Raw genomic sequence first — 18,632 nt, 5'->3', positions numbered from 1 at the left:
GCGCGCGCTGTCAACCGCGCCGGCATCCGCGCGTTCCCGACCCTTTCCGGACTCCAGCCCCCGCATGAACCAGACTCGTCGTCGTCCCGCCTTTCCGCTGCGCAAGCTCGGCATCGCCGCCATCGTCATCGCCGTCGCGGCAGGGGGCTGGTATGTCTGGAGCAAGCGCGGGCAGTCGGCGGATGGCGGCTACCGCACCGAGACCGTGCAGCGCGGCGACGTGCGCGTGGCGATTTCCTCCACCGGGACGCTCAGCGCGATTTCCACGGTGACCGTGGGCAGCCAGGTGTCCGGGCAGATCACCGATGTGATGGTCGACTTCAACGACACCGTCAAGAAGGGCGACATCCTCGCCACCATTGACGCCTCGACCTATCAGGCGCAGATCGAGCAGGGCGCGGCGCAGATCGCCAGCGCGCAGGCATCGTTGCGACAGGCGCAAGCCGGCCTGCGCAACGCGCAACTGGATTACAACCGCAAGGCCGACCTTGGACGCCAGCAACTGGTGAGCAAGAGCGACGTCGACCTGGCGCGCGCCTCGCTCGAGCAGGCGCAAGCGCAGGTGAACTCTGCGCAGGCGCAGATCCGCCAGCAGACGGCATCGACCCAGACCACGCGGGTCAACCTCTCGCGCACGGTGATCCGCTCGCCGGTGGACGGGGTGGTCCTGACCCGCACCATCGAGCCCGGCCAGACCGTGGCTGCCAGCCTGTCCGCGCCGGAACTGTTCACCATCGCCGAGGACCTGGCGAAGATGAAGATCGAACTCGCCGTGGACGAATCCGACATCGGCCAGGTCAAGGTGGGCCAGGTCGTCAGCTTCAGTGCCGATGCCTTCCCGGAGCGCCAGTTCAAGGGCGTGGTCGACCAGGTGCGGTTGTCCGCGACGACCTCGAACAACGTGGTCACGTATCCGGTGGTGGTCACCGTCGACAACAGCGATGGCACCTTGCTGCCGGGCCTGACCGTCAATGCCGAGATCGAGGTCAGCAAGCGCAGCGACGTGCTGAAGCTGGCGAACGCTGCGCTGCGCTTCAAGCCGGCCGAGGGCTCGCCGCTGGCGGCCCTGCAGCAGTCTGGCCCGGGCCAGGGGCCGCAGGCCGGTGGCCGTGGCGCCGCCATGAGCGAAGACTTGCGGGCGCTGGCCGCCACGCTCGGCTTGAAGCCCGAGCAGCAGGCAGCCTTCGATGCCGCGCTGGAGCAAATGAAGCAGCGCCAGGCCGAGCGCATGGCGCAGGCACCGGCGCAAGGCCAGGGCGGCAACCGCATGTTCGGCGGTGGCCCGCCGCGCATGGGTGGCGGCCAGGGCGGTGGAGATGCCAGCATGCAGGCGCAGATGCGCGCTCGCATGCGCGACCGCTTCAACCAGCAGTTCGCCGCGTTCCGCGACACCCTGGACGATGCCCAGCGCGCGAAGTGGGACGGCGCCCGCGATGCGCAGCTCAACGCCAAGCGGGTGACCATCTACAAGCTGGTCGACGGTAAGCCGCAGATCGCGATGGCGCGCCTGGGCGCAAGCGACGGCAGCAGCACCGAAATCTCCGGCCGCGACATCGCCGAGGGCGACCTGGTCATCGCGGGCGAGCAGTCGGCGACGGAGAGCAAGTGATGGCCGTCGGCGTGGCCGATGCGAGGGTGCCGGTCATCCGCACGCAAGGCCTGAGCAAGATCTACTCCGCCGGCACCGAGGCGGAAGTGGCGGCGCTGCGCGGGGTGGACCTGGTCATCGATCGCGGCGAGTTCGTGGCGATCATGGGCCCGTCGGGTTCCGGCAAGTCGACCCTGATGAACCTGATCGGCTGCCTGGACACGCCCACCGCGGGCAAGTACTTCTGCGATGGCGTGGATGTGTCCACCCTCGACAAGGAAGAACTGGCGACGCTGCGCCGGGACAAGATCGGCTTCGTGTTCCAGGGTTTCCACTTGCTCACCCGGATGGACGCGACCGACAACGTGGCGATGCCGCTCGGTTATGCGCGGATCCCGCCGTCCGAACGCAAGGAGCGCGCACGCGCCGCGCTGGCCTCGGTGGGCCTGGCCGAACGCGCCGGGCATCGCCCGAACGAGTTGTCCGGCGGCCAGCAGCAACGCGTCGCGATCGCCCGTGCGCTGGTCAACCAGCCGCCGATCCTGCTGGCCGACGAACCCACCGGCGCGCTCGACAGCAAGACCGGCGAGGAAATCCTGGCGCTGTTCAAGCGCCTGCGCGACGACGGCCACACGGTCATCCTGATCACCCACGATGCCCACGTGGCCGCGCACGCCGACCGCACCTACGTGATGCGCGACGGCGAGCTGCACGCGGAAACGCGGGAGGCGACCGCATGACCTTCCTCGACATCCTGCGCACCGCGTTCTTCGCCCTGCGCGGCAACTGGATGCGCAGCGCGCTGACCTCGCTGGGCGTGATCATCGGCATCGCCGCGGTGATCGTGATGGTCTCGATCGGTCAGGGCACCCAGGCCGAGATCGACAAGATGGTCGCCGGCCTGGGCTCGCAGCGCCTGGACATCGGTGGTGCGGGCGGCATGGGTCCTGGCGGCGCGCGCGTGGCCCAGGGCAGTCGCTGGAGCCTGAGCGGTGGCGACGTCGAGGCGATCCGCAACGAAGTGCCGACCGTGCAGTACGCATCGGGCTCGCTGCGCGGCAGTACCCAGGTGGTCTTCGCCGAAAGCAACGCCTCGACCCAGTGGCAGGGCGTGGAAGCGGACTGGTTCGCGATCAACGACTGGAAGGTGGCGCAGGGCGACGGCTTCCAGTCGAGCGATTACGGCGGCAGCGCCAAGCCGGTGATCCTGGGCGAAACGGTGCGCAAGACCCTGTTCGGCGAAGAGGATCCGATTGGCCAGACCGTGCGCCTCGGGCGGGTGCCGTTCACCGTGGTCGGCGTGCTGGGCGCGAAGGGCCAAGGCGGCTTCGGCCAGGACCAGGACGACATGGTGGTGGTGCCGCTGGAAACCGCGCGTCGCCGCCTGTCGAATTCGCAGTCGATGCCGCCGGGCGCGGTGCAGCAGATCTCGGTGGGCGTGGACGACGCCAGGAACCTGGCCAGCGCGCAGGCCGAAATCGAGGCCCTGCTGCGCCAGCGCCACAAGATCGAGCCGGGCGCCGAGGACGACTTCGCGGTGCGCAACATCAGTCAGATCGTGGCGACCCGCACCGCGACGACCAACCTGATGTCGAAGCTGCTGGGCGCGGTGGCGGGCATCTGCCTGATCATCGGCGGCATCGGCATCATGAACATCATGCTGGTGTCGGTGACCGAGCGGATCCGCGAGATCGGCCTGCGCATGGCGGTCGGTGCCGGTCCGGGCGACGTGCAGCGTCAGTTCCTGGCCGAGGCGATGCTGATCTCGCTGATCGGCGGGGTGATCGGGATCGCGATCGGCGTGGTCGGCGCACTGGTCGTCGGCAAGCTCGGCGACCTGCCGGTGCAGCTGAACGCGCAAGTGGTGATGCTGGCGGCGGCGTTCTCGATCGGTACCGGCCTGTTCTTCGGCTACTACCCGGCGCGCAAGGCCTCGCTGCTGGACCCGATCGAGGCGCTGCGCCAGCAGTAGCGGTCAGTCGAGGTAGGGCGCGACCACCCCGCGCCACAACTCGTAGCCGGCGCGGCTCATGTGCAGGCGATCCTCGATGAACAGCTCGGCGCGCGGCTGGCCGTCGGCGCCCAGCATGGGTGTGGCCACGTCGATGAATTCCACGTGCTCCAGCCGCGCGGCTTCCTGTCGGAGCAGCGCGTTCGCCTGCTGCTGGCGCGGCAGCTGGTCGATGCGCGACGGGCTGGGCTTGATCGCGAGATAGGCGATCGGGGTGCGCGGCAGCGCCTGGCGTATGCGGGCGACGAAAGCGCGGAAGTCCGACAGCACCTGTTGCGGGCTGCGGCCCGCATTGATGTCATTGTCGCCGGAGTACAGCACGATCATCCGCGGCTGGTAACGGACCGCGATCTGGTCGGCGTAGTGCACGGCATCGCGTACCTGCGAGCCGCCGAAACCGCGGTTCAGCACCGGCTTACCCGGGAAATCGCTGGCCAGGCTGTCCCACATCCGTACCGAGGAGCTGCCGGTGAACACGATCGGGGCGGCGGGTGGCGGGTTGGCGGCGTCTTCGGCCTCGAAGCGGGCCATGTCGTTGACCCAGACAGGCGTGGAAACCGGATCCACCGCAATCTGTGCCGGCGGGGCGGAAGCGCAGCCGGCGAGGGCAAACAAGCTCGCACTGAGCATGCAGCTGGCCGAGAGGATGCGCAGGCGCTGGAACGGACGGATCATGCGGTGGATTCCCGGTGCTGGATTGCCAGTGGAACAGCGGCGAAAGGCTGGCGCAAGCCTGCATCCTCACGGGGGCTGTGGCAAAATCCATCGGTTGCCACGGGCTTGTCCAGCGATGCTCTCCTTCTTCCGAGTCCGGCCGCATGGCTGACATCTACGGCCATCTCCCGCGCGGTCCGGCGGGGGTGATGAAGGCCGCGATCTGGTCGATCCAGGGCCTGCGCGCGGCCTGGTTGCACGAATCCTCGTTCCGCCTCGAAGTCTGCCTGTTCGTGGTGCTCGGCCCGCTGGGCTGGGTCCTCGGGGAGACTGGCGTGGAACGTGCTTTGCTCATCGGCAGTTGCCTGCTGGTGATGGCGATGGAGCTGATGAACTCCTCGATGGAGGCGGTGATCGAGCGCTACGGCGCCGAGCGCCACGAACTGGCCGGGCGCGCCAAGGACATGGGGTCCGCGGCCGTGTTCGTGCTGATGATGAACGTGCTGCTGGTGTGGGCGTTGATCCTGGCCCCGCGCTACCTGTAATCCGCGCCCAAGGCGCGACAAGACGAGAATCGAATGGACCTGAGTTTCCTGGCGTCACCCGATGCATGGCTCACCCTGGTGACCCTGAGCGCGCTCGAGATCGTGCTCGGCATCGACAACCTGGTGTTCATCTCGATCGCGGTGGCGCGCCTGCCCGAGGCGCAGCGCCCGCTGGCGCGCAAGATCGGCATCGCCGTGGCCTGCGTCACCCGCATCCTGCTGCTGGTGATGCTGGCCTTCCTGGCCACGATGGAACAGGACCTGTTCGTGCTGTTCGGCATGGGCATCTCGATCCGCGACATCGTGCTGATCGTCGGCGGCGCGTTCCTGCTGGTGAAGGGCACGCTGGAAATCCGCGACCTGATCGGCGGTGGCGAGGACGAGGATCCGCGCACCACCAAATCGTCGTCGGTGTTCTGGGTGGTGATCGCGCAGATCGCGGTGATCGACATCGTGTTCTCGCTGGACTCGGTGATCACCGCGGTCGGCATCGCCCAGCACATCCCGATCATGGTGTTCGCGATCCTGCTGGCGGTGGCGATCATGCTGCTGGCCGCCAATCCGCTGGGCAAGTTCATCGACGACAACCCGACCGTGAAGATGCTGGCGCTGGCCTTCATCCTGCTGGTCGGCGCGGTGCTGGTGCTGGATGGCCTGGGCACCCACGTGCCGAAGCCGTACATCTACTTCGCGATGGCGTTCTCGGTGCTGGTCGAGTGGCTGAACCTGCTGATGCGCCGCAAGGCCGTGGCGCACCACGTGCCCGGTGCCGGCGAGTGGTGATCAATTGCACGCCGGCTTAACCCCGTTTGCCCGTCACTAGCCGTTACCGCAAGTCCCTCGTGTCCCAGGAGCTTCCCATGCGTGGTCTTTCGCTTGTCCGTGGCGCGCTGCTCGCGCTGGTCGTGGTCATGCTCAGCGGTTGCGGCTACAACCAGATCCAGAGCAAGGACGAAGCGACCAAGGCCGGCTGGTCGGAAGTGCTCAACCAGTACAAGCGCCGCGCCGACCTGATCCCGAACCTGGTCGCCACGGTGAAGGGCTATGCCGCGCATGAAGCGCAGGTACTGACCGCGGTGACCGAAGCGCGCGCGAAGGTCAGCCAGATCAACGTGAATGCCGATGACGCGGCTTCGCTGGCGCAGTACCAGGCCGCGCAGGGCGAACTCAGCCAGGCGCTGGGCCGGTTGATGATGGTCACCGAGGCCTATCCGAACCTGAAGGCGGACCAGCAGTTCATCGGCCTGCAGACCCAACTGGAAGGCACCGAGAACCGCGTCACCGTGGCGCGCGGCCGCTACATCCAGCTGGTGCAGGACTACAACACCTATATCCGCCAGTTTCCGGTCAACCTGACCGCGATGATCTTCGGCTACAAGCCCAAGCCGAACTTCACGGTGGAGAACGAAGCGCAGATCCAGGACGCGCCGGCAGTCGATTTCGGCGCGCCGCCGCCCGCTCCGGTCGCCCCGCCGGCCCCGGCCCCGGACGTGCCGCCGGGCATCGTCAATCCGCCACAGCCGGCCGCGCCGCCGGTGCAGGGCGGCAACGCCCCGCAGGATCCGCAGGACGCGCCCGAGGTCTGAGCCGGAGGCTGCCGGCATGGCGGATCCTCGACCGATGTCGCCGATGCGCCGCGCATTCGCGGGGTTCCGGGTCGCGTGCCTGCTGCTGTTCCTGGCCTTGCCGGCCTGGGCGCAGCAGGCGCAGATCCCGGCATTCGACTCGCCGGTGGTCGATACCACCAATACGCTGGATGCCGCGACCCGGCAGCAACTGGAGCAACAGGCCCTGGCCCTGCAGCAACGCAAGGGCAACCAGTTGCAGGTGCTGATGATCCCCAGCACCCAGCCCGAGGCGATCGAGGCCTACGCGGTGCGCGCGTTCGAGTCGTTCAAGCTGGGTCGCAAGGGCGTGGACGATGGCGTACTGCTGGTCGTCGCCAAGGACGACCGCAAGGTGCGCATCGAAGTGGGCTACGGGCTGGAAGGCGCGATTCCCGACATCGCCGCCGGCCGCGTGATCCAGGAATACATGGTGCCGAAATTCCGCCAGGGCGATTACGCCGGCGGGGTGGTGGATGCCACGGCGCAGTTGGTCAAGCTGGTCGATGGCGAGCCGTTGCCGGAACCCGTGGCGGACAACCCGACAGGCGAGGATCGTGGCGGCACCTGGGTGTTCGCGTTGTTCGTCGCCTTCGTGGTGGGCCAGTTCGCGCGGGCGTTCTTCGGACGCCTGCCGGCCGGCATCCGGGCCCTGTTCGGTGGCGGTGCCAGTGGCGCGGTGGCCTGGCTGGTGTCCTCGGTCGTGCTGGTCGGCGGCATCGGTGCGGTGATCGGGTTTTTCCTCGGCCTGGCCTCGGGTGGCGGCGGTGGTCGCTATGCCCGCCATCACGGCTGGGGTGGGTATTCGGGCGGTGGCGGCGGTTGGGGCGGCGGCAGCTCCGGCGGCGGCTGGTCGGGTGGTGGCGGCATGTCCGGGGGCGGTGGCGCCTCGGGAGGGTGGTGATGGCCGGCACGCTCAAGCGCTTGTTCACCCATCTGTTCACCGCCGATGCGCGCGGCCTGTTCCCGCCGGCGGCGATGGAGCGGATCGCCGCGGCGATCGACATCGGCGAGACCTGCCATGCCGGCGAAGTCTGCTTCGCGGTGGAGGCCTCGCTGCCGTGGCGCGACGTCCTCCGCGGCGTGCAGGCGCGCGCGCGCGCGGAGGAGGCCTTCGCCCGCTTGCGGGTCTGGGATACCGCGGCGAACAACGGCGTCCTGATCTACTTGCTGTTGGCCGACCACCGCATCGAGATCGTCGCCGATCGCGGCCTGCGGCCCTTCGTCAGCGCCGAGCAATGGCGTGGCGTCTGCGAGCTGATGGAAGGGCGACTGCGCGCAGGCGAGCATGCCGATGGCGTGGTCGCCGGCATCGAGGCGGTCGGCGACCTGCTGGCCGAGCATTTCCCGCAGGAACCGGGCACGCGTGACGAAGACGAGCTGCCCGACCAGCCGGTCTTCCTCTGATCTCCGCACCACGTGTTCGGACAATCGGTCGCGATGGCGAGACCGTCGGGCGGATCGCGTAGCGGCATTTCGAGCCGCGTAGCGAACGCCCGGCGGTAGGCGCCATCGCAGCGACATTCCCCATCTGCGGCACAATAGACGCATGCCGGATTCTCAACAGACATTCCTCCATCAGATCGACCCCATCGCCCTCGACCTCGGGACCTGGAACCTGCCGCTGCTCGGCAGCGTGCATCCGCAGGTCCACTGGTACGGCGTGATGTATTTGCTGGGTTTCATCGTAGCCTGGTGGCTGGGCCGCCGGCGCATCCGCGCAGGCCGCCTGCCGGGCGTGGACGAGGACGGCTTCGGCGACCTGATGTTCTACGCGATGCTCGGCGTGGTGCTGGGCGGGCGCATCGGCTACATCCTGTTCTACGACTTCGCCAGCTTCGCCGCCAACCCGATGATGGTGTTCCGGGTGTGGGAAGGCGGGATGAGTTTCCACGGCGGCCTGCTGGGCGTGCTCGCCGCGGGTGCGTGGTGGTCGCGCCGGCACCGCCTGCATTTCTTCGACACGGTGGATTTCGTCGCCCCGCTGGTGCCGGCCGGGCTGGGCTTCGGTCGCGTCGGCAACTGGATCGGCGGCGAACTCTGGGGCAAGCCCACGCAAGGGACTGCCTTCGACGGCTGGGGCACGGTGTTCCCGCGTTCGCTGCCGGAACCGTTCGCCTCGATGGACGCGGCTACGCTGAAGCAGCAGTTCGACGCCGGCATCCTCGACACCTTCGCCCGCCATCCCTCGCAGCTGTACCAGGCCACGCTCGAAGGACTGGTGATGTTCGCGTTGCTGGTCTGGTATTCGCGCAAGCCGCGTCCGCGCTATGCGGTCACCGGGCTGTTCGCCCTGCTGTATGGCAGCTTCCGGTTCCTGGTGGAATTCGTGCGCGAGCCCGACGTGCAACTCGGCTACCTCGCGTTCGGCTGGCTCACGATGGGGCAAGTGCTCAGCCTGCCGCTGATCCTGCTGGGCCTGTTCTGGTGCTGGAAGTCGCATTCATCGCCGACGTTGCAGCCGCAGCCCGCGGCCGCGGCGAAGTGACGCGCTGAAGCATGCGCCAATACCTCGACCTGCTGGGCCATGTGCTGGAACACGGCACCGAGAAGGCCGACCGCACCGGCACCGGCACCCGCAGCGTGTTCGGCTGGCAGATGCGCTTCGACCTGGGCGAAGGCTTCCCGCTGGTCACCACCAAGAAACTGCACTTGCGCTCGATCATCCACGAGCTGCTGTGGTTCCTGCAGGGCCAGACCAACATCGCCTACCTGAAGCAGCACAAGGTCGGGATCTGGGATGAGTGGGCCGATGCCGACGGCGAACTCGGCCCGGTCTACGGCAAGCAGTGGCGCAGCTGGGAAGGCGCGGACGGCAAGACCGTCGACCAGATCGCCTGGTTGATCGACGAGATCAAGCGCAATCCGGATTCGCGACGCCTGATCGTCAGTGCATGGAATGTCGCCGACCTGCCGAAGATGGCGCTGATGCCCTGCCACTCGCTGTTCCAGTTCTACGTGGCCAACGGCAAGCTCAGCTGCCAGCTCTACCAGCGCAGCGGCGACATCTTCCTGGGCGTGCCGTTCAACATCGCCAGCTATGCGCTGCTCACCCACATGGTGGCGCAGGTCTGCGGCCTGGGCGTGGGCGATTTCGTGCACACGCTGGGCGATGCGCACCTGTATTCGAACCATTTCCAGCAGGCGCGCGAACAGTTGTCGAGAAGCCCGCGCGCGCTGCCCACGCTGGTGCTGAATCCCGACGTGCGCGACATCTTCGGCTTCACGTTCGAGGACATCGCCATCGAAGGCTACGATCCGCTGCCGGCGATCAAGGCGCCCGTCGCGGTCTGATGCCGGCGTCGCGCATGCCCGATGCTGGAATACAGGTCTCGCTGATCGCCGCGCTGGACCGCGAGTTCGCCATCGGCAGGGGCAACGCGCTGCCGTGGCACCTGCCGGATGATCTCAAGCGCTTCAAGGCGTTGACGCTGGGCAAGCCCATCCTGATGGGCCGCAAGACGGCGGAATCGCTGGGACGCGCGCTGCCCAAGCGCCGCAACCTGGTGCTGACCCGCAGCTGCCGCGTGCCGTTCGATGGGATGCAGGCGGTGTCCGCGATCGATGAGGCGATGGCGATCGCGCGGCACGATGGCGAGCAACTCTGCGTGATCGGTGGCGGCGAGGTCTACGCGCTGGCACTGCCGCATGCTACATGCCTGCGCCTCACCTACGTCGACACGCTCGTTGACGGCGCGGATGCGTTTTTCCCGCGCTTCGATGCTGCAGCCTGGCGCGAGGTCGCGCGCGTTTCCCACGCGGCGGATGAGGCGCATGCGTTCGCCTTTGATTTCGTGGACTACGTTCGGGCGGGCAGCACGGACTGACCTTGCAGGCGTGGTTTTCGCGTTGGCTCGGGCATCACCGACTCGCCCGGATGCCCATGCGCCTGCTGCCCATCGTCCTCATCGCCTCACTGTGCGCGGCAGCGGCCTGTTCCCGCACATCTTCGCCGCCTGAGGCGGCGGCCGTCGATCCCGCACCGGCTGCCGCATCGGCACCCGCAACGGACCAGCAGCCAACGGCATCGCCGGCCATCGCGCCGAACCTGCTCTCCTTCGCCAACGGCACCATCATGCCGATGCCATCGGAGGCGCTGCTGGTCACCGCGCCCATTCTCATGATCGACGGATCCTCGATCATGAACTGGGTCGGCGATGGCAAGCCGCAGTCCTTCGTGTTCGAGCTGCCCGAGGCCGCCACCCTGCGCACGCTTGAATTCGACAACGACACCTCCGGCATGGGTGGCGTCGATGCGGGGATCAAGGACCTCACGATCGAAGTCTCGACGACCTCCGCCAGCGAAGGCTTCCAGCCGATCTTTTCGGGAAGCCTGCAGAAAGGCGTCAACGGCCAGCGCTTCGACATCGCCAAACCGGTTGCCGGTCGCTGGGTGCGCGCCAACTTCACCTCCAACCACGGCGGTGAGTCCTATTCGCTCGCCGAACTCCGCGGCTTCGGCGATGCGCCGGCTGCGGTCCTGACGACCGATGCCAGCGGCAGTTACGAGACGGTCTGGGGCACCTGGAATGTCACCCAGGCGGGCACCACGATCAGCGGCTGCTTCCAGCCCGGCGGCTTGTCGACCCAGCCGGCCACCTTCGCAGGCGGCATGGAAGGCAACATCGCCCGCATCCGCTACATCGAAACCGATGATGCAGGCGCGCCGCGCGAAGCACGGGCCCTGCTGCTGGTCTTCGCCCGCGACGGCACGCGTTTCTTCACCGCCGGCGTGGACGGCGAAAGCCTCTCCGACTACGGTGAGGTCAAGCGCATCGCCGCCGAACCCGCGACCTGTCCCGGACGTGCGGCCGAGACGCCGGTGACCACCATGGCGGACACGCTGGCGAAAGACGGGCGCGTCGCGGTCTACGGCATCAACTTCGATTTCGATTCGGCGACGTTGCGCCCGGAATCGACCGTGGTGCTCGAGCAGGTCGCCGGCCTGTTGCGCGACGATCCCGCGCTGCGCATCACCATCGAAGGGCATACCGACGATGTCGGCGGCGCTGCCTACAACGACGCGCTGTCCGGCAAGCGGGCGAATGCCGTGAGGGACTGGCTGGTCGCGACGGGGATCGAGGGTGCGCGACTGGAGGCCGTGGGCAAGGGCGCCGGCTCGCCGGTGGCGACCAATGGCAACGATGTCGGCCGGGCGCAGAACCGTCGGGTGGAACTGGCCAGGCGCTGACCACGCCGGCCGGCCCGCAAAAGCGGATCAGGTCTGATCGCGGCGTTGCGGTGAGTGCGGCTTGTTCGGGCGATTGCCCTGCTTGGGACGGGGCGGACGCTGCCGCGGTGGCGGCGCAGGCACGTCGCGGCCGGGCACCTGGACCACGTGCAGGGTCTCGGCATCCAGCTGCAACGCGGTGAGCTTGCCGCCCCAGACCGCGCCGGTGTCGAGCGCATGCACGCCCTGGCCGACGAACAGTCCCAGCGTGCTCCAGTGTCCGCAGGCCACCTTGAGGTCGCGGTTCGCGCGTCCGGGCACCGAATACCACGGGTACAGGCCGGGTGGCTGGGTGCCCGGTTCGCCCTTGTGTTCGAATGCGATCCGCCCGCGCGGGCTGCAATAGCGCATGCGGGTGAAGATGTTGATGATCGCGCGGTCGCGCTCGGCACCGCCCAGCGCCGGCGACCAGTCCGGGCTGTCGCCGTACATGTTCTTCAGCACGCGCCGGTAGTTGTCGCCGCGGAGGCGGGATTCGACTTCACGCGCGTGTTTTTCGGCCAGCTGCGTGGTCCACTTCGGGGCCAGCCCGGCATGCACCATCATCCAGCCGAGCCCGCGATCCACATGCGCCAGTTCGCGCATGCGCAGCCAGTCCAGCAACTCGCGGGCGTCCTCGGCGAACAGCACGCCCTGCAGGTCGGGATTGACCTTGCGCTGTTCGTCCGGCGAACGCTCGCCGATCGCCAGCAACGACAGGTCGTGGTTGCCCAGCACCACATGGCTCGCCTCGCGCAGCGAGTGCACCAGGCGCAGGGTCTCGATGGATTGTCCGCCGCGATTGACCAGGTCGCCGCAGAACCAGAGGCGGTCGACCGCCGGGTCGAAGCGGATCTTCTCCAGCAGGCGCTGGGTGACGTCGTAGCAACCCTGCAGGTCGCCGATGGCCCAGGTCGCCATGCCCGGGCCTCAGTGCAGCGTGCGCGGGATGGACAGCGTGAACGGCGGGATCGGCGCGGCGAAGCGGGTGCCGTCGTCGGCCAGCACGTCGTAGCTGCCGCGCATCGTGCCGATGTCGGTTTCGAGCACCGCGCCCGAGGTGTATTCGAAGCCCTCGCCCGGACGCAGCCACGGCTGTTCGCCGACCACGCCTTCGCCCACGACTTCCTGCACCTTGCCGTTGCCGTCGGTGATCAGCCAGCGGCGGCCCAGCAATTGCGCGGGCACCTTGCCGTCGTTGCGGATGTGCACGGTGTAGGCGAACACGAAGCGCCCTTCCTCGGGCACGGATTGCTCGTCGAGGAAACGCGTGGCGACTGCGATGTCGAACTGGTAATCGGTGTTGCTCATGCGTGCATTCTAGCGGCGATGCGCGCTGCATCGCATGAAAGCAGCTTCAACCGCTGGCCAGGAAATTGGCGAGGCGCACGAACCCGGCGACTTCGACCTGTTCGGCGCGCGCATCGGCGCGCAGGCCGGCGGCCTCGATTGCGGCCACGTCGGCCACGCCGTTCAGTGCGTTGCGCAGGGTCTTGCGGCGCTGGCCGAATCCGGCACGCACCACGTTGGCGAAGACGCGGCGATCGCCGACCTCGATGGTGTCCGCGGCACGCGGCACCAGTCGCACCACCGCCGAGTCCACCTTCGGCGCAGGGCGAAACGCGCCTGGCGGCACCACGAACAGCGGCGTCACCATGCAATAGGCCTGCAGCATCACGCTCAGGCGCCCGTAGACCTTGCTGCCGGGGCCGGCCGCCATGCGTTCCACCACTTCCTTCTGCAGCATGAAATGCATGTCGCGGATCGCCGCGGCGTGGTCTAGCGCATGGAAGAGGATCGGCGAACTGAGGTTGTAGGGCAGGTTGCCGGCCAGCCGGATCTGTCCATCGGCAGGCGCAAGCGCGGTGGCCAGCGCGCTGAAATCCACCCCGAGCACGTCGCCCTCGATCAGGTGCAGGGTGCCGTGTTCGCGTGCGGCGGCCTGCAGCGGCGCGTGCAGGTCGCGGTCGAATTCGATCGCGGTGATCGCGCCATGCCGCCTGAGCAAGGGGAAGGTCAGCGCACCCTGGCCGGGGCCGATTTCCACGATCGCATCGCCCGGTTTCGGATCGATCGCCTGCACGATCTTGTCGATCACGCTGCGGTCGTGCAGGAAGTTCTGGCCGAGGTGTTTTTTCGCCTCGGCGGAAAAACCGGATGGGTTTGGTTTGGCCGGTTCGGTGAACGTGCTCATTGGCTGGGACTCATGCGTCTCTGCGCTGGCGCGCGAGTTGCGTGCAGGTACGGATGGCCGCGAACAGGCTGGAGGGATCGGCCACGCCCTTGCCGGCCAGGTCCAGCGCGGTTCCATGGTCGACCGCCACGCGCGGATACGGCAGGCCAAGGGTGATGTTGACCGCGTTGGCGAAGTCGGCGTGCTTGAGTACCGGCAAGCCCTGGTCGTGGTACATCGCCAGCACCGCGTCGAAGCCGCGCAGCTTGCCGGGCAGGAAGGCGGTATCGGCGGGCAACGGGCCGACCAGCGACAGGCCTTCGCGACGCAGGCGCTCGAGTGCGGGTTCGATGACATCGAGTTCCTCGCGGCCAAGATGGCCGTCCTCGCCCGCATGCGGGTTCAGGCCGAGCACGGCGATGGTCGGGAAGGCGATGCCGAATTGGGTGCGCAATGCCTGGTCGACGATGCGCAAGGTCGAGGCCAGCGCATCGGCGGTGATCGCGTCGGCAACCGCGCGCAGCGGCAGGTGTACCGTCTGCAGGGCGACGCGCATGCCGGGGTTGGCCAGCATCATCACCACCTCGCAACCGGCCAGCGTGGCCAGCAAGCCGGTGGTGCCGGTGAAGGCGATGCCACCCTGGTTGATCGCGGCCTTGTGCACCGGGCCTGTGACCAAGCCATCGCATTCGCCATCAAGGCAGGCACGGGCGGCGAGGGTCAGCGATTCGACCACCGACGCGGCGTTCGCTGGCGCTGGCTTCCCGAACGCGGCGGCGACCGGATGCACGATCTCGACCAATTCCAGGCTGCGCGAAGACTGCGGAGCATCGCCCCTGCGATGCAATTCGATGGACAGGCCCACTGCATCGGCGGCGCGATGCAGGCTGGCCGCATCGCCGTGGACCACCAGTTGCGCCTCCCAGTCATGCTGGGCGGCGCGAACCACCAGTTCGGGACCGATGCCCGCCGGTTCGCCGGGGACCAGCGCGAGCCGTGGGCGCATCGGCGGGGGCCGATCAGCCACCGCTGGCGCGTTTCTGCCCTTGCTCCGGGGTCAGCGTCGGCTTGCGCCGCTCCTCCGGCGCGGTGCCGGTCGGTACGGGCGTGGTGGAATTGCCGGCGGCGTCGCGCACGTCGACGAAGGCTTCGCCGCGCATCTCGCGCAGGAAACGGTTCCATTCCTCTTCCAGCTTCCGCCGACCGATGGTTTCGCGGACCTGGGCGCGCTGGCCCTCATCGGCCGCGGCCACCTGGCGACTGCCGATGCGCTGCACGATCACCCAGCCGGCCTCGGTCTTGAACGGCGCCGAGGTCTGGCCGTCGGACAAGGACGCGACCTGCATGCCGAAATCGGTGCCATAGGTATCCGCGCCGAACCAGCCCATGTCGCCACCGCGGCGCTTGGTTGCCGCATCGTCGGAAGATTCGCCCGCCAGCTTGGCGAACTCGGCGCCACCCGTGATGCGCGCGGCGAGGGTCTCGGCCTTCGACTTGGCGGCGGCATCGTCGGTCTTGTCGTCGACCTTGACCAGAATCTGGCGTGCCGAGAACTGGGTCACCTGTTCGCCGGAACCGGCGGCCTGGGTACGGGTTTCGACCAGTTGCAGCAACTGGAAGCCGCTGGGTCCGCGGATCGGGCCGATCACCTGGCCGGCCTGCATCTGCTGGATGGTCTGCGCGAATGCGGGCGGGATCTCGTTGAGGCCGCGCCAGCCCAGGTCGCCGCCTTCCAGCGCGTTAGGGCTGTCGGAGTAGCGCACGGCCGCGGCGGCGAAGGTCATTTCGCCTTTCTGGATCAGCGCCTGCACGCCTTCGATCTTCTTCTGCGCCACCGCCAACTGCTCCGGCGATGCGCCGTCCGGCGCGCCCACCAGGATGTGGGCCAGGCGGAACTGCTGGCTGGCGGTCGCCGAGGCCGTGGCCATGGCGGCGTCGACCTCGCCCTCGCTCACGTTGATGCGGCTCTGGGCGAAGCTCTGGCGGAGTTTCTGGGTGACGATCTCGTCGCGCAGGTTGTTGCGGAATTCGGTGAAGGCCATGCCGTCCTGGGCCAGCCGCTGGCGCAACTGGTCGACGCTCATGCTGTTCTGCTCGGCCACGCCCTGCACTGCGCGTTCCAGTTCCTCGTCGCTCGCATTGATGCCGGAGTCGGTGGCGCGGGCGATCTGCAGGCGCATCAGCACCAGCCGCTCGAGCACCTGCCGTTCGAGCACGTCGGCCGGCGGCAACTGGTTTTCCTTGCCGGCGTACTGGCCGCGGATGTTGGCGATGGCGCGATCCAGTTCGCTGCGCAGGATCACGTCCTCGTTGACGACCGCGGCGATGCGGTCGACCGGCTGGGTGCCGGCATAGGACTGTGCCTGCGCGTTGCCCGCCACCAACAGGCTGGCGAGGGCGGCGGCAAGGAGAGTGCGCTTGGCGCGCGTGGCGAAAGCTGGGGTCATGGAAGGGTGTCTGCAGCGGAATCGGGCGGGGTGGGCTGGCCCGTGGCGGTCTGCGGCGGCACCAGATACAGGTCGTCGCGATTGTAGCCGAGGATGGATCGGCGCAAGGCGCGACGCGTGTCCTGGCCGGCGGAGCCAAGGCCCTTCAGTTCGATCTCGAACATCAATGCATTGCTGAGATCGCCCTGCCGATTGTGCACGTAGCGCCTGCCGACAAGCCGAACGGCGACACAACAGCTGTCCCATTGCAGGCCGGCCATGGTTTCCAGGGTCTTGTTGTCGTGCAGCGAGTAGTAATAGCGCCCGACCACGCTCCAACTGGCGCTGACCGGATACAGGAAGGAGATGTCCGCCTGTTCCAGCAGCGAACGGCGATAGCGGTAGCCGACGTTGAACACGCCATCGTCCGGCAGCAGGTAGCGTGCGCGCACGCTGGCCAGGTCGGTGCGCTTGAACTTGGGATCCCACTGGTAGGAGGCACCGATGGTCCAGCGGTCGGTGGGCGCGTAGTTGGCATCCGCCACCCACGCCGATCGCCCCTTTTCGGTGATCGGCTCGTTCGGCAGGCGCACCCGCGATTCGTCGAAGTAGCGGATCTGGCCGAGGCTGGCGGAGAAGCGTTCGCGCCCGTCGGACTGGCGGATCATGCGGGTGCTCACCGCCAGGGTGAGCTGGTGGGCATCGGCCTGGCGGTCGGCGCCGGAATAGCGGTTGTCGCGGAACAGCTGGCCCCAGCTGAAGGTCAGCGGCTGGGTGTCGAACTGCGGCATGTCGGTCTGGTCGGCGTAAGGCACGTTCAGGTAGAACAGGCGCGGTTCGATGGTCTGCAGGTACTGCTTGCCCTTGACCGTGGTGTCGCGATCGAAGAACAGGCCGGCATCGACACTCAGGATGGACTGCCCGCGTGACGGGGAGCTGCTGCCTCCCGGCATCCTCGCGCCCGGGTCGAGCGAATACGCGGTATAGCGGTAGGCCGCGGTCGGCCGCAGGAACCAGGCATCGCCTTCCAGCGGCAGGCTGATCCAGGGCTTCAGGTCGATGCGCGAGCCGGCGTCGAAGGCTTCGTGCTGGAAACGCACGGCCTCGGCACCGATGCCGCCCACCAGCAGGCCGGCCAGCCGCTGTTCCCAGTTGACGTAAGCGCGCGGCAGACGGCTGAACGGGAGTGCCTGTTCGGTCAGGGTGAAATCGGCCAGTTGCCAGTGATCGGCGGTGACGCCCGCGTCCCAGCCCTGGCCGCGCCCGTACACGCCGATGGCGCTGTAGGCGCTGGTCTGCGACAGCCCGTCCAGGCTGTTGCTGAAATCTTCGTAATAGCGCGAGTCGCTGATCCAGTTCAGGTCTGCCCGCGCTTGCCAGTGCGGCGTGAGGTTCTGGAAGGCCTGGTAGCGGATCAGGCTGCGGTCGCGCTCGCGCAGGTCGTCGTCGGGCATCCACGTGCCTTCCAGCGTGCCTTGCCCGCCTTCGACCAGGTAGCGGAACTGCGCGCCCAATTGCACGCCGCGCTCGGTCATCAGGCGCGGATTGAGGGTGAGGTCGTAGTTCGGCGCCAGGTTCAGGTAGATCGGCTGCCGGTAGTCGAAGCCGTTGCGGCTGGAATTGGAGATCGACGGGAACAGCAGGCCGGTGCGGCGGCGCTCGTCGGTGGGAAACATGAACCACGGCATGTACAGCACCGGCACCTTGCCGACGCGCAGGGTCGCGCCGCGCGCGACGGCCATGCCTTCCTCGGTGTCGATGTCGATCTGGCGGGCGCGCAGTTCCCACTGGCGCGCTTCCGGCGGGCAGGTCGAATACGTGGCGCCGCGCAGGGTGCCGAGTTCGCCGGCCAGGGTCACGCTGTCCGCCCCGCCATTGCCGCGCCGCGAAAGCAACTGGTAGTCGAGGTCGTGGATGACGTGGGTTTCGGTGCCCTGGTTGCCTTCGGCGCGGGCCGCGACCATGCGCAGGCCGGAGCCCTGGTAGCGGATGCTGCCCTCCGCGGTGTAACGGTCCGCTTCCTTGTCGAAGGTGATCTGGTCGGCGCCCATGAACTGGTCGCCGCGGCGCATGGTCACGTTGCCCTGGAAGACCGGATTCGCTTCGGTGCCGGACAGCGCATCACCTTCGATGTCGGTGGACTGGTCGGTGTTGTCGACATGCAGGCCTTCCGGCGCGGCCTGCGCCTCCGCGAACGGCTTGAGCACGTCCTGCACCGGGCACAGGCCCCAGTTCGGCGGATCGTCGGCGGCATGGGCATGCAGGGAGAACGCGATGCACAGCGGCAGGGGCAGCAGGCGCAGGACTGGGCGCACGGGTGATCCGGTTGGCGGAAAAACAGACGACAAGCTTGCCGGAAGCGACCCCCACGGGCAAACAGACGACCTTGTTCACCCGCGATCCGCGGGAAACGCGCAGACTG

The 18,632-nt window shown here is 67.9% G+C and carries 20 protein-coding genes; 12 read left to right on the top strand and 8 right to left on the bottom strand.

What is annotated here, in order from left to right; all coding sequences use genetic code 11:
- The first annotated feature begins 64 nt into the window (after positions 1–64).
- From ACE3T8_RS08965 to ACE3T8_RS08955, 3 genes are read left to right on the top strand one after another with little or no spacing between them, the layout of a single operon-like run.
- On the top strand, positions 65–1,609 hold the full coding sequence (locus ACE3T8_RS08965; RefSeq protein ID WP_374608608.1) for an efflux RND transporter periplasmic adaptor subunit: 1,545 nt from the start codon (positions 65–67) through the stop codon (positions 1,607–1,609).
- Positions 1,609–2,328 carry an ABC transporter ATP-binding protein gene (locus tag ACE3T8_RS08960; protein WP_374608606.1) on the top strand — a complete coding sequence of 240 codons (720 nt, stop codon included), beginning with the start codon at positions 1,609–1,611 and terminating at the stop codon, positions 2,326–2,328. Before ACE3T8_RS08965 ends, ACE3T8_RS08960 begins: the two co-directional genes overlap by 1 nt.
- Positions 2,325–3,560: an ABC transporter permease gene (locus ACE3T8_RS08955; RefSeq protein WP_374608604.1), complete on the top strand. Its 1,236-nt coding sequence runs from the start codon at positions 2,325–2,327 to the stop codon at positions 3,558–3,560. Before ACE3T8_RS08960 ends, ACE3T8_RS08955 begins: the two co-directional genes overlap by 4 nt.
- A 3-nt stretch (positions 3,561–3,563) precedes the next feature.
- Here ACE3T8_RS08955 and ACE3T8_RS08950 read toward each other — a convergent pair whose 3' ends face one another.
- Entirely contained in the window at positions 3,564–4,274 is a 711-nt protein-coding gene (locus tag ACE3T8_RS08950; protein ID WP_374608603.1) for an SGNH/GDSL hydrolase family protein, read from the bottom strand.
- A gap of 143 nt (positions 4,275–4,417) precedes the next feature.
- On the opposite strand from ACE3T8_RS08950, the gene ACE3T8_RS08945 reads away from it, so the two are divergent.
- From ACE3T8_RS08945 to ACE3T8_RS08910, 8 genes are all read left to right on the top strand, one after another.
- Positions 4,418–4,798, top strand: a complete 381-nt coding sequence (locus ACE3T8_RS08945; RefSeq protein WP_374608601.1) for a diacylglycerol kinase — start codon at positions 4,418–4,420, stop codon at positions 4,796–4,798.
- Between the two features lie 33 nt (positions 4,799–4,831).
- Positions 4,832–5,581 carry a TerC family protein gene (locus ACE3T8_RS08940; protein ID WP_374608599.1) on the top strand — a complete coding sequence of 250 codons (750 nt, stop codon included), beginning with the start codon at positions 4,832–4,834 and terminating at the stop codon, positions 5,579–5,581.
- Between the two features lie 77 nt (positions 5,582–5,658).
- Entirely contained in the window at positions 5,659–6,384 is a 726-nt protein-coding gene (locus tag ACE3T8_RS08935) for a LemA family protein (RefSeq protein ID WP_374608597.1), read from the top strand.
- Positions 6,385–6,418: 34 nt separating this feature from the next.
- Entirely contained in the window at positions 6,419–7,306 is an 888-nt protein-coding gene (locus ACE3T8_RS08930; protein ID WP_374608743.1) for a YgcG family protein, read from the top strand.
- Positions 7,306–7,809 carry a TPM domain-containing protein gene (locus ACE3T8_RS08925; RefSeq protein WP_374608595.1) on the top strand — a complete coding sequence of 168 codons (504 nt, stop codon included), beginning with the start codon at positions 7,306–7,308 and terminating at the stop codon, positions 7,807–7,809. The genes ACE3T8_RS08930 and ACE3T8_RS08925 overlap by 1 nt, the downstream gene beginning before the upstream one ends.
- A gap of 142 nt (positions 7,810–7,951) precedes the next feature.
- Entirely contained in the window at positions 7,952–8,890 is a 939-nt protein-coding gene (gene lgt, locus ACE3T8_RS08920) for a prolipoprotein diacylglyceryl transferase (protein WP_374608593.1), read from the top strand.
- An 11-nt stretch (positions 8,891–8,901) separates the two neighbouring features.
- Positions 8,902–9,696 carry a thymidylate synthase gene (locus ACE3T8_RS08915; protein WP_374608592.1) on the top strand — a complete coding sequence of 265 codons (795 nt, stop codon included), beginning with the start codon at positions 8,902–8,904 and terminating at the stop codon, positions 9,694–9,696.
- A 29-nt stretch (positions 9,697–9,725) separates the two neighbouring features.
- Positions 9,726–10,229 (top strand): dihydrofolate reductase, encoded by a 504-nt coding sequence (locus ACE3T8_RS08910; protein ID WP_374608741.1) that lies wholly within the window; start codon positions 9,726–9,728, stop codon positions 10,227–10,229.
- A 34-nt stretch (positions 10,230–10,263) separates the two neighbouring features.
- Here ACE3T8_RS08910 and ACE3T8_RS08905 read toward each other — a convergent pair whose 3' ends face one another.
- Entirely contained in the window at positions 10,264–10,545 is a 282-nt protein-coding gene (locus tag ACE3T8_RS08905; protein WP_374608591.1) for a hypothetical protein, read from the bottom strand.
- Here ACE3T8_RS08905 and ACE3T8_RS08900 point away from each other — a divergent pair.
- Positions 10,544–11,593: an OmpA family protein gene (locus ACE3T8_RS08900; RefSeq protein ID WP_374608590.1), complete on the top strand. Its 1,050-nt coding sequence runs from the start codon at positions 10,544–10,546 to the stop codon at positions 11,591–11,593. The genes ACE3T8_RS08905 and ACE3T8_RS08900 overlap by 2 nt on opposite strands.
- Before the next feature lie 27 nt (positions 11,594–11,620).
- On the opposite strand, the gene ACE3T8_RS08895 is transcribed toward ACE3T8_RS08900, so the two are convergent.
- The 6 genes from ACE3T8_RS08895 to lptD are packed head-to-tail and all read right to left on the bottom strand — an operon-like array spanning position 11,621 to position 18,525.
- Positions 11,621–12,532 (bottom strand): symmetrical bis(5'-nucleosyl)-tetraphosphatase, encoded by a 912-nt coding sequence (locus ACE3T8_RS08895; protein ID WP_374608589.1) that lies wholly within the window; start codon positions 12,530–12,532, stop codon positions 11,621–11,623.
- A gap of 9 nt (positions 12,533–12,541) precedes the next feature.
- Positions 12,542–12,922: a Co2+/Mg2+ efflux protein ApaG gene (gene apaG / locus ACE3T8_RS08890; protein WP_374608587.1), complete on the bottom strand. Its 381-nt coding sequence runs from the start codon at positions 12,920–12,922 to the stop codon at positions 12,542–12,544.
- 46 nt (positions 12,923–12,968) lie between these two features.
- The gene (gene rsmA / locus ACE3T8_RS08885; protein ID WP_374608586.1) at positions 12,969–13,805 is read right to left on the bottom strand and encodes a 16S rRNA (adenine(1518)-N(6)/adenine(1519)-N(6))-dimethyltransferase RsmA; all 837 of its coding nucleotides are present in this window, start codon (positions 13,803–13,805) and stop codon (positions 12,969–12,971) included.
- A gap of 10 nt (positions 13,806–13,815) precedes the next feature.
- Positions 13,816–14,790, bottom strand: a complete 975-nt coding sequence (pdxA, locus tag ACE3T8_RS08880) for a 4-hydroxythreonine-4-phosphate dehydrogenase PdxA (protein WP_374608584.1) — start codon at positions 14,788–14,790, stop codon at positions 13,816–13,818.
- Between the two features lie 13 nt (positions 14,791–14,803).
- Positions 14,804–16,231, bottom strand: coding sequence for a peptidylprolyl isomerase (locus ACE3T8_RS08875; protein WP_374608582.1), 1,428 nt, complete (start codon positions 16,229–16,231; stop codon positions 14,804–14,806).
- A complete protein-coding gene (gene lptD / locus ACE3T8_RS08870) occupies positions 16,228–18,525 on the bottom strand; it encodes an LPS assembly protein LptD (protein ID WP_374608580.1) in 2,298 nt (765 codons plus the stop codon). Before lptD ends, ACE3T8_RS08875 begins: the two co-directional genes overlap by 4 nt.
- Positions 18,526–18,632 lie beyond the last annotated feature (107 nt).

The sequence above is a fragment of the Thermomonas sp. genome (assembly GCF_041919455.1).
Lineage (GTDB): Bacteria > Pseudomonadota > Gammaproteobacteria > Xanthomonadales > Xanthomonadaceae > Thermomonas.
Note: the sequence above shows the minus strand (reverse complement) of the source record. Positions and strands in the feature narration are given on the sequence as shown.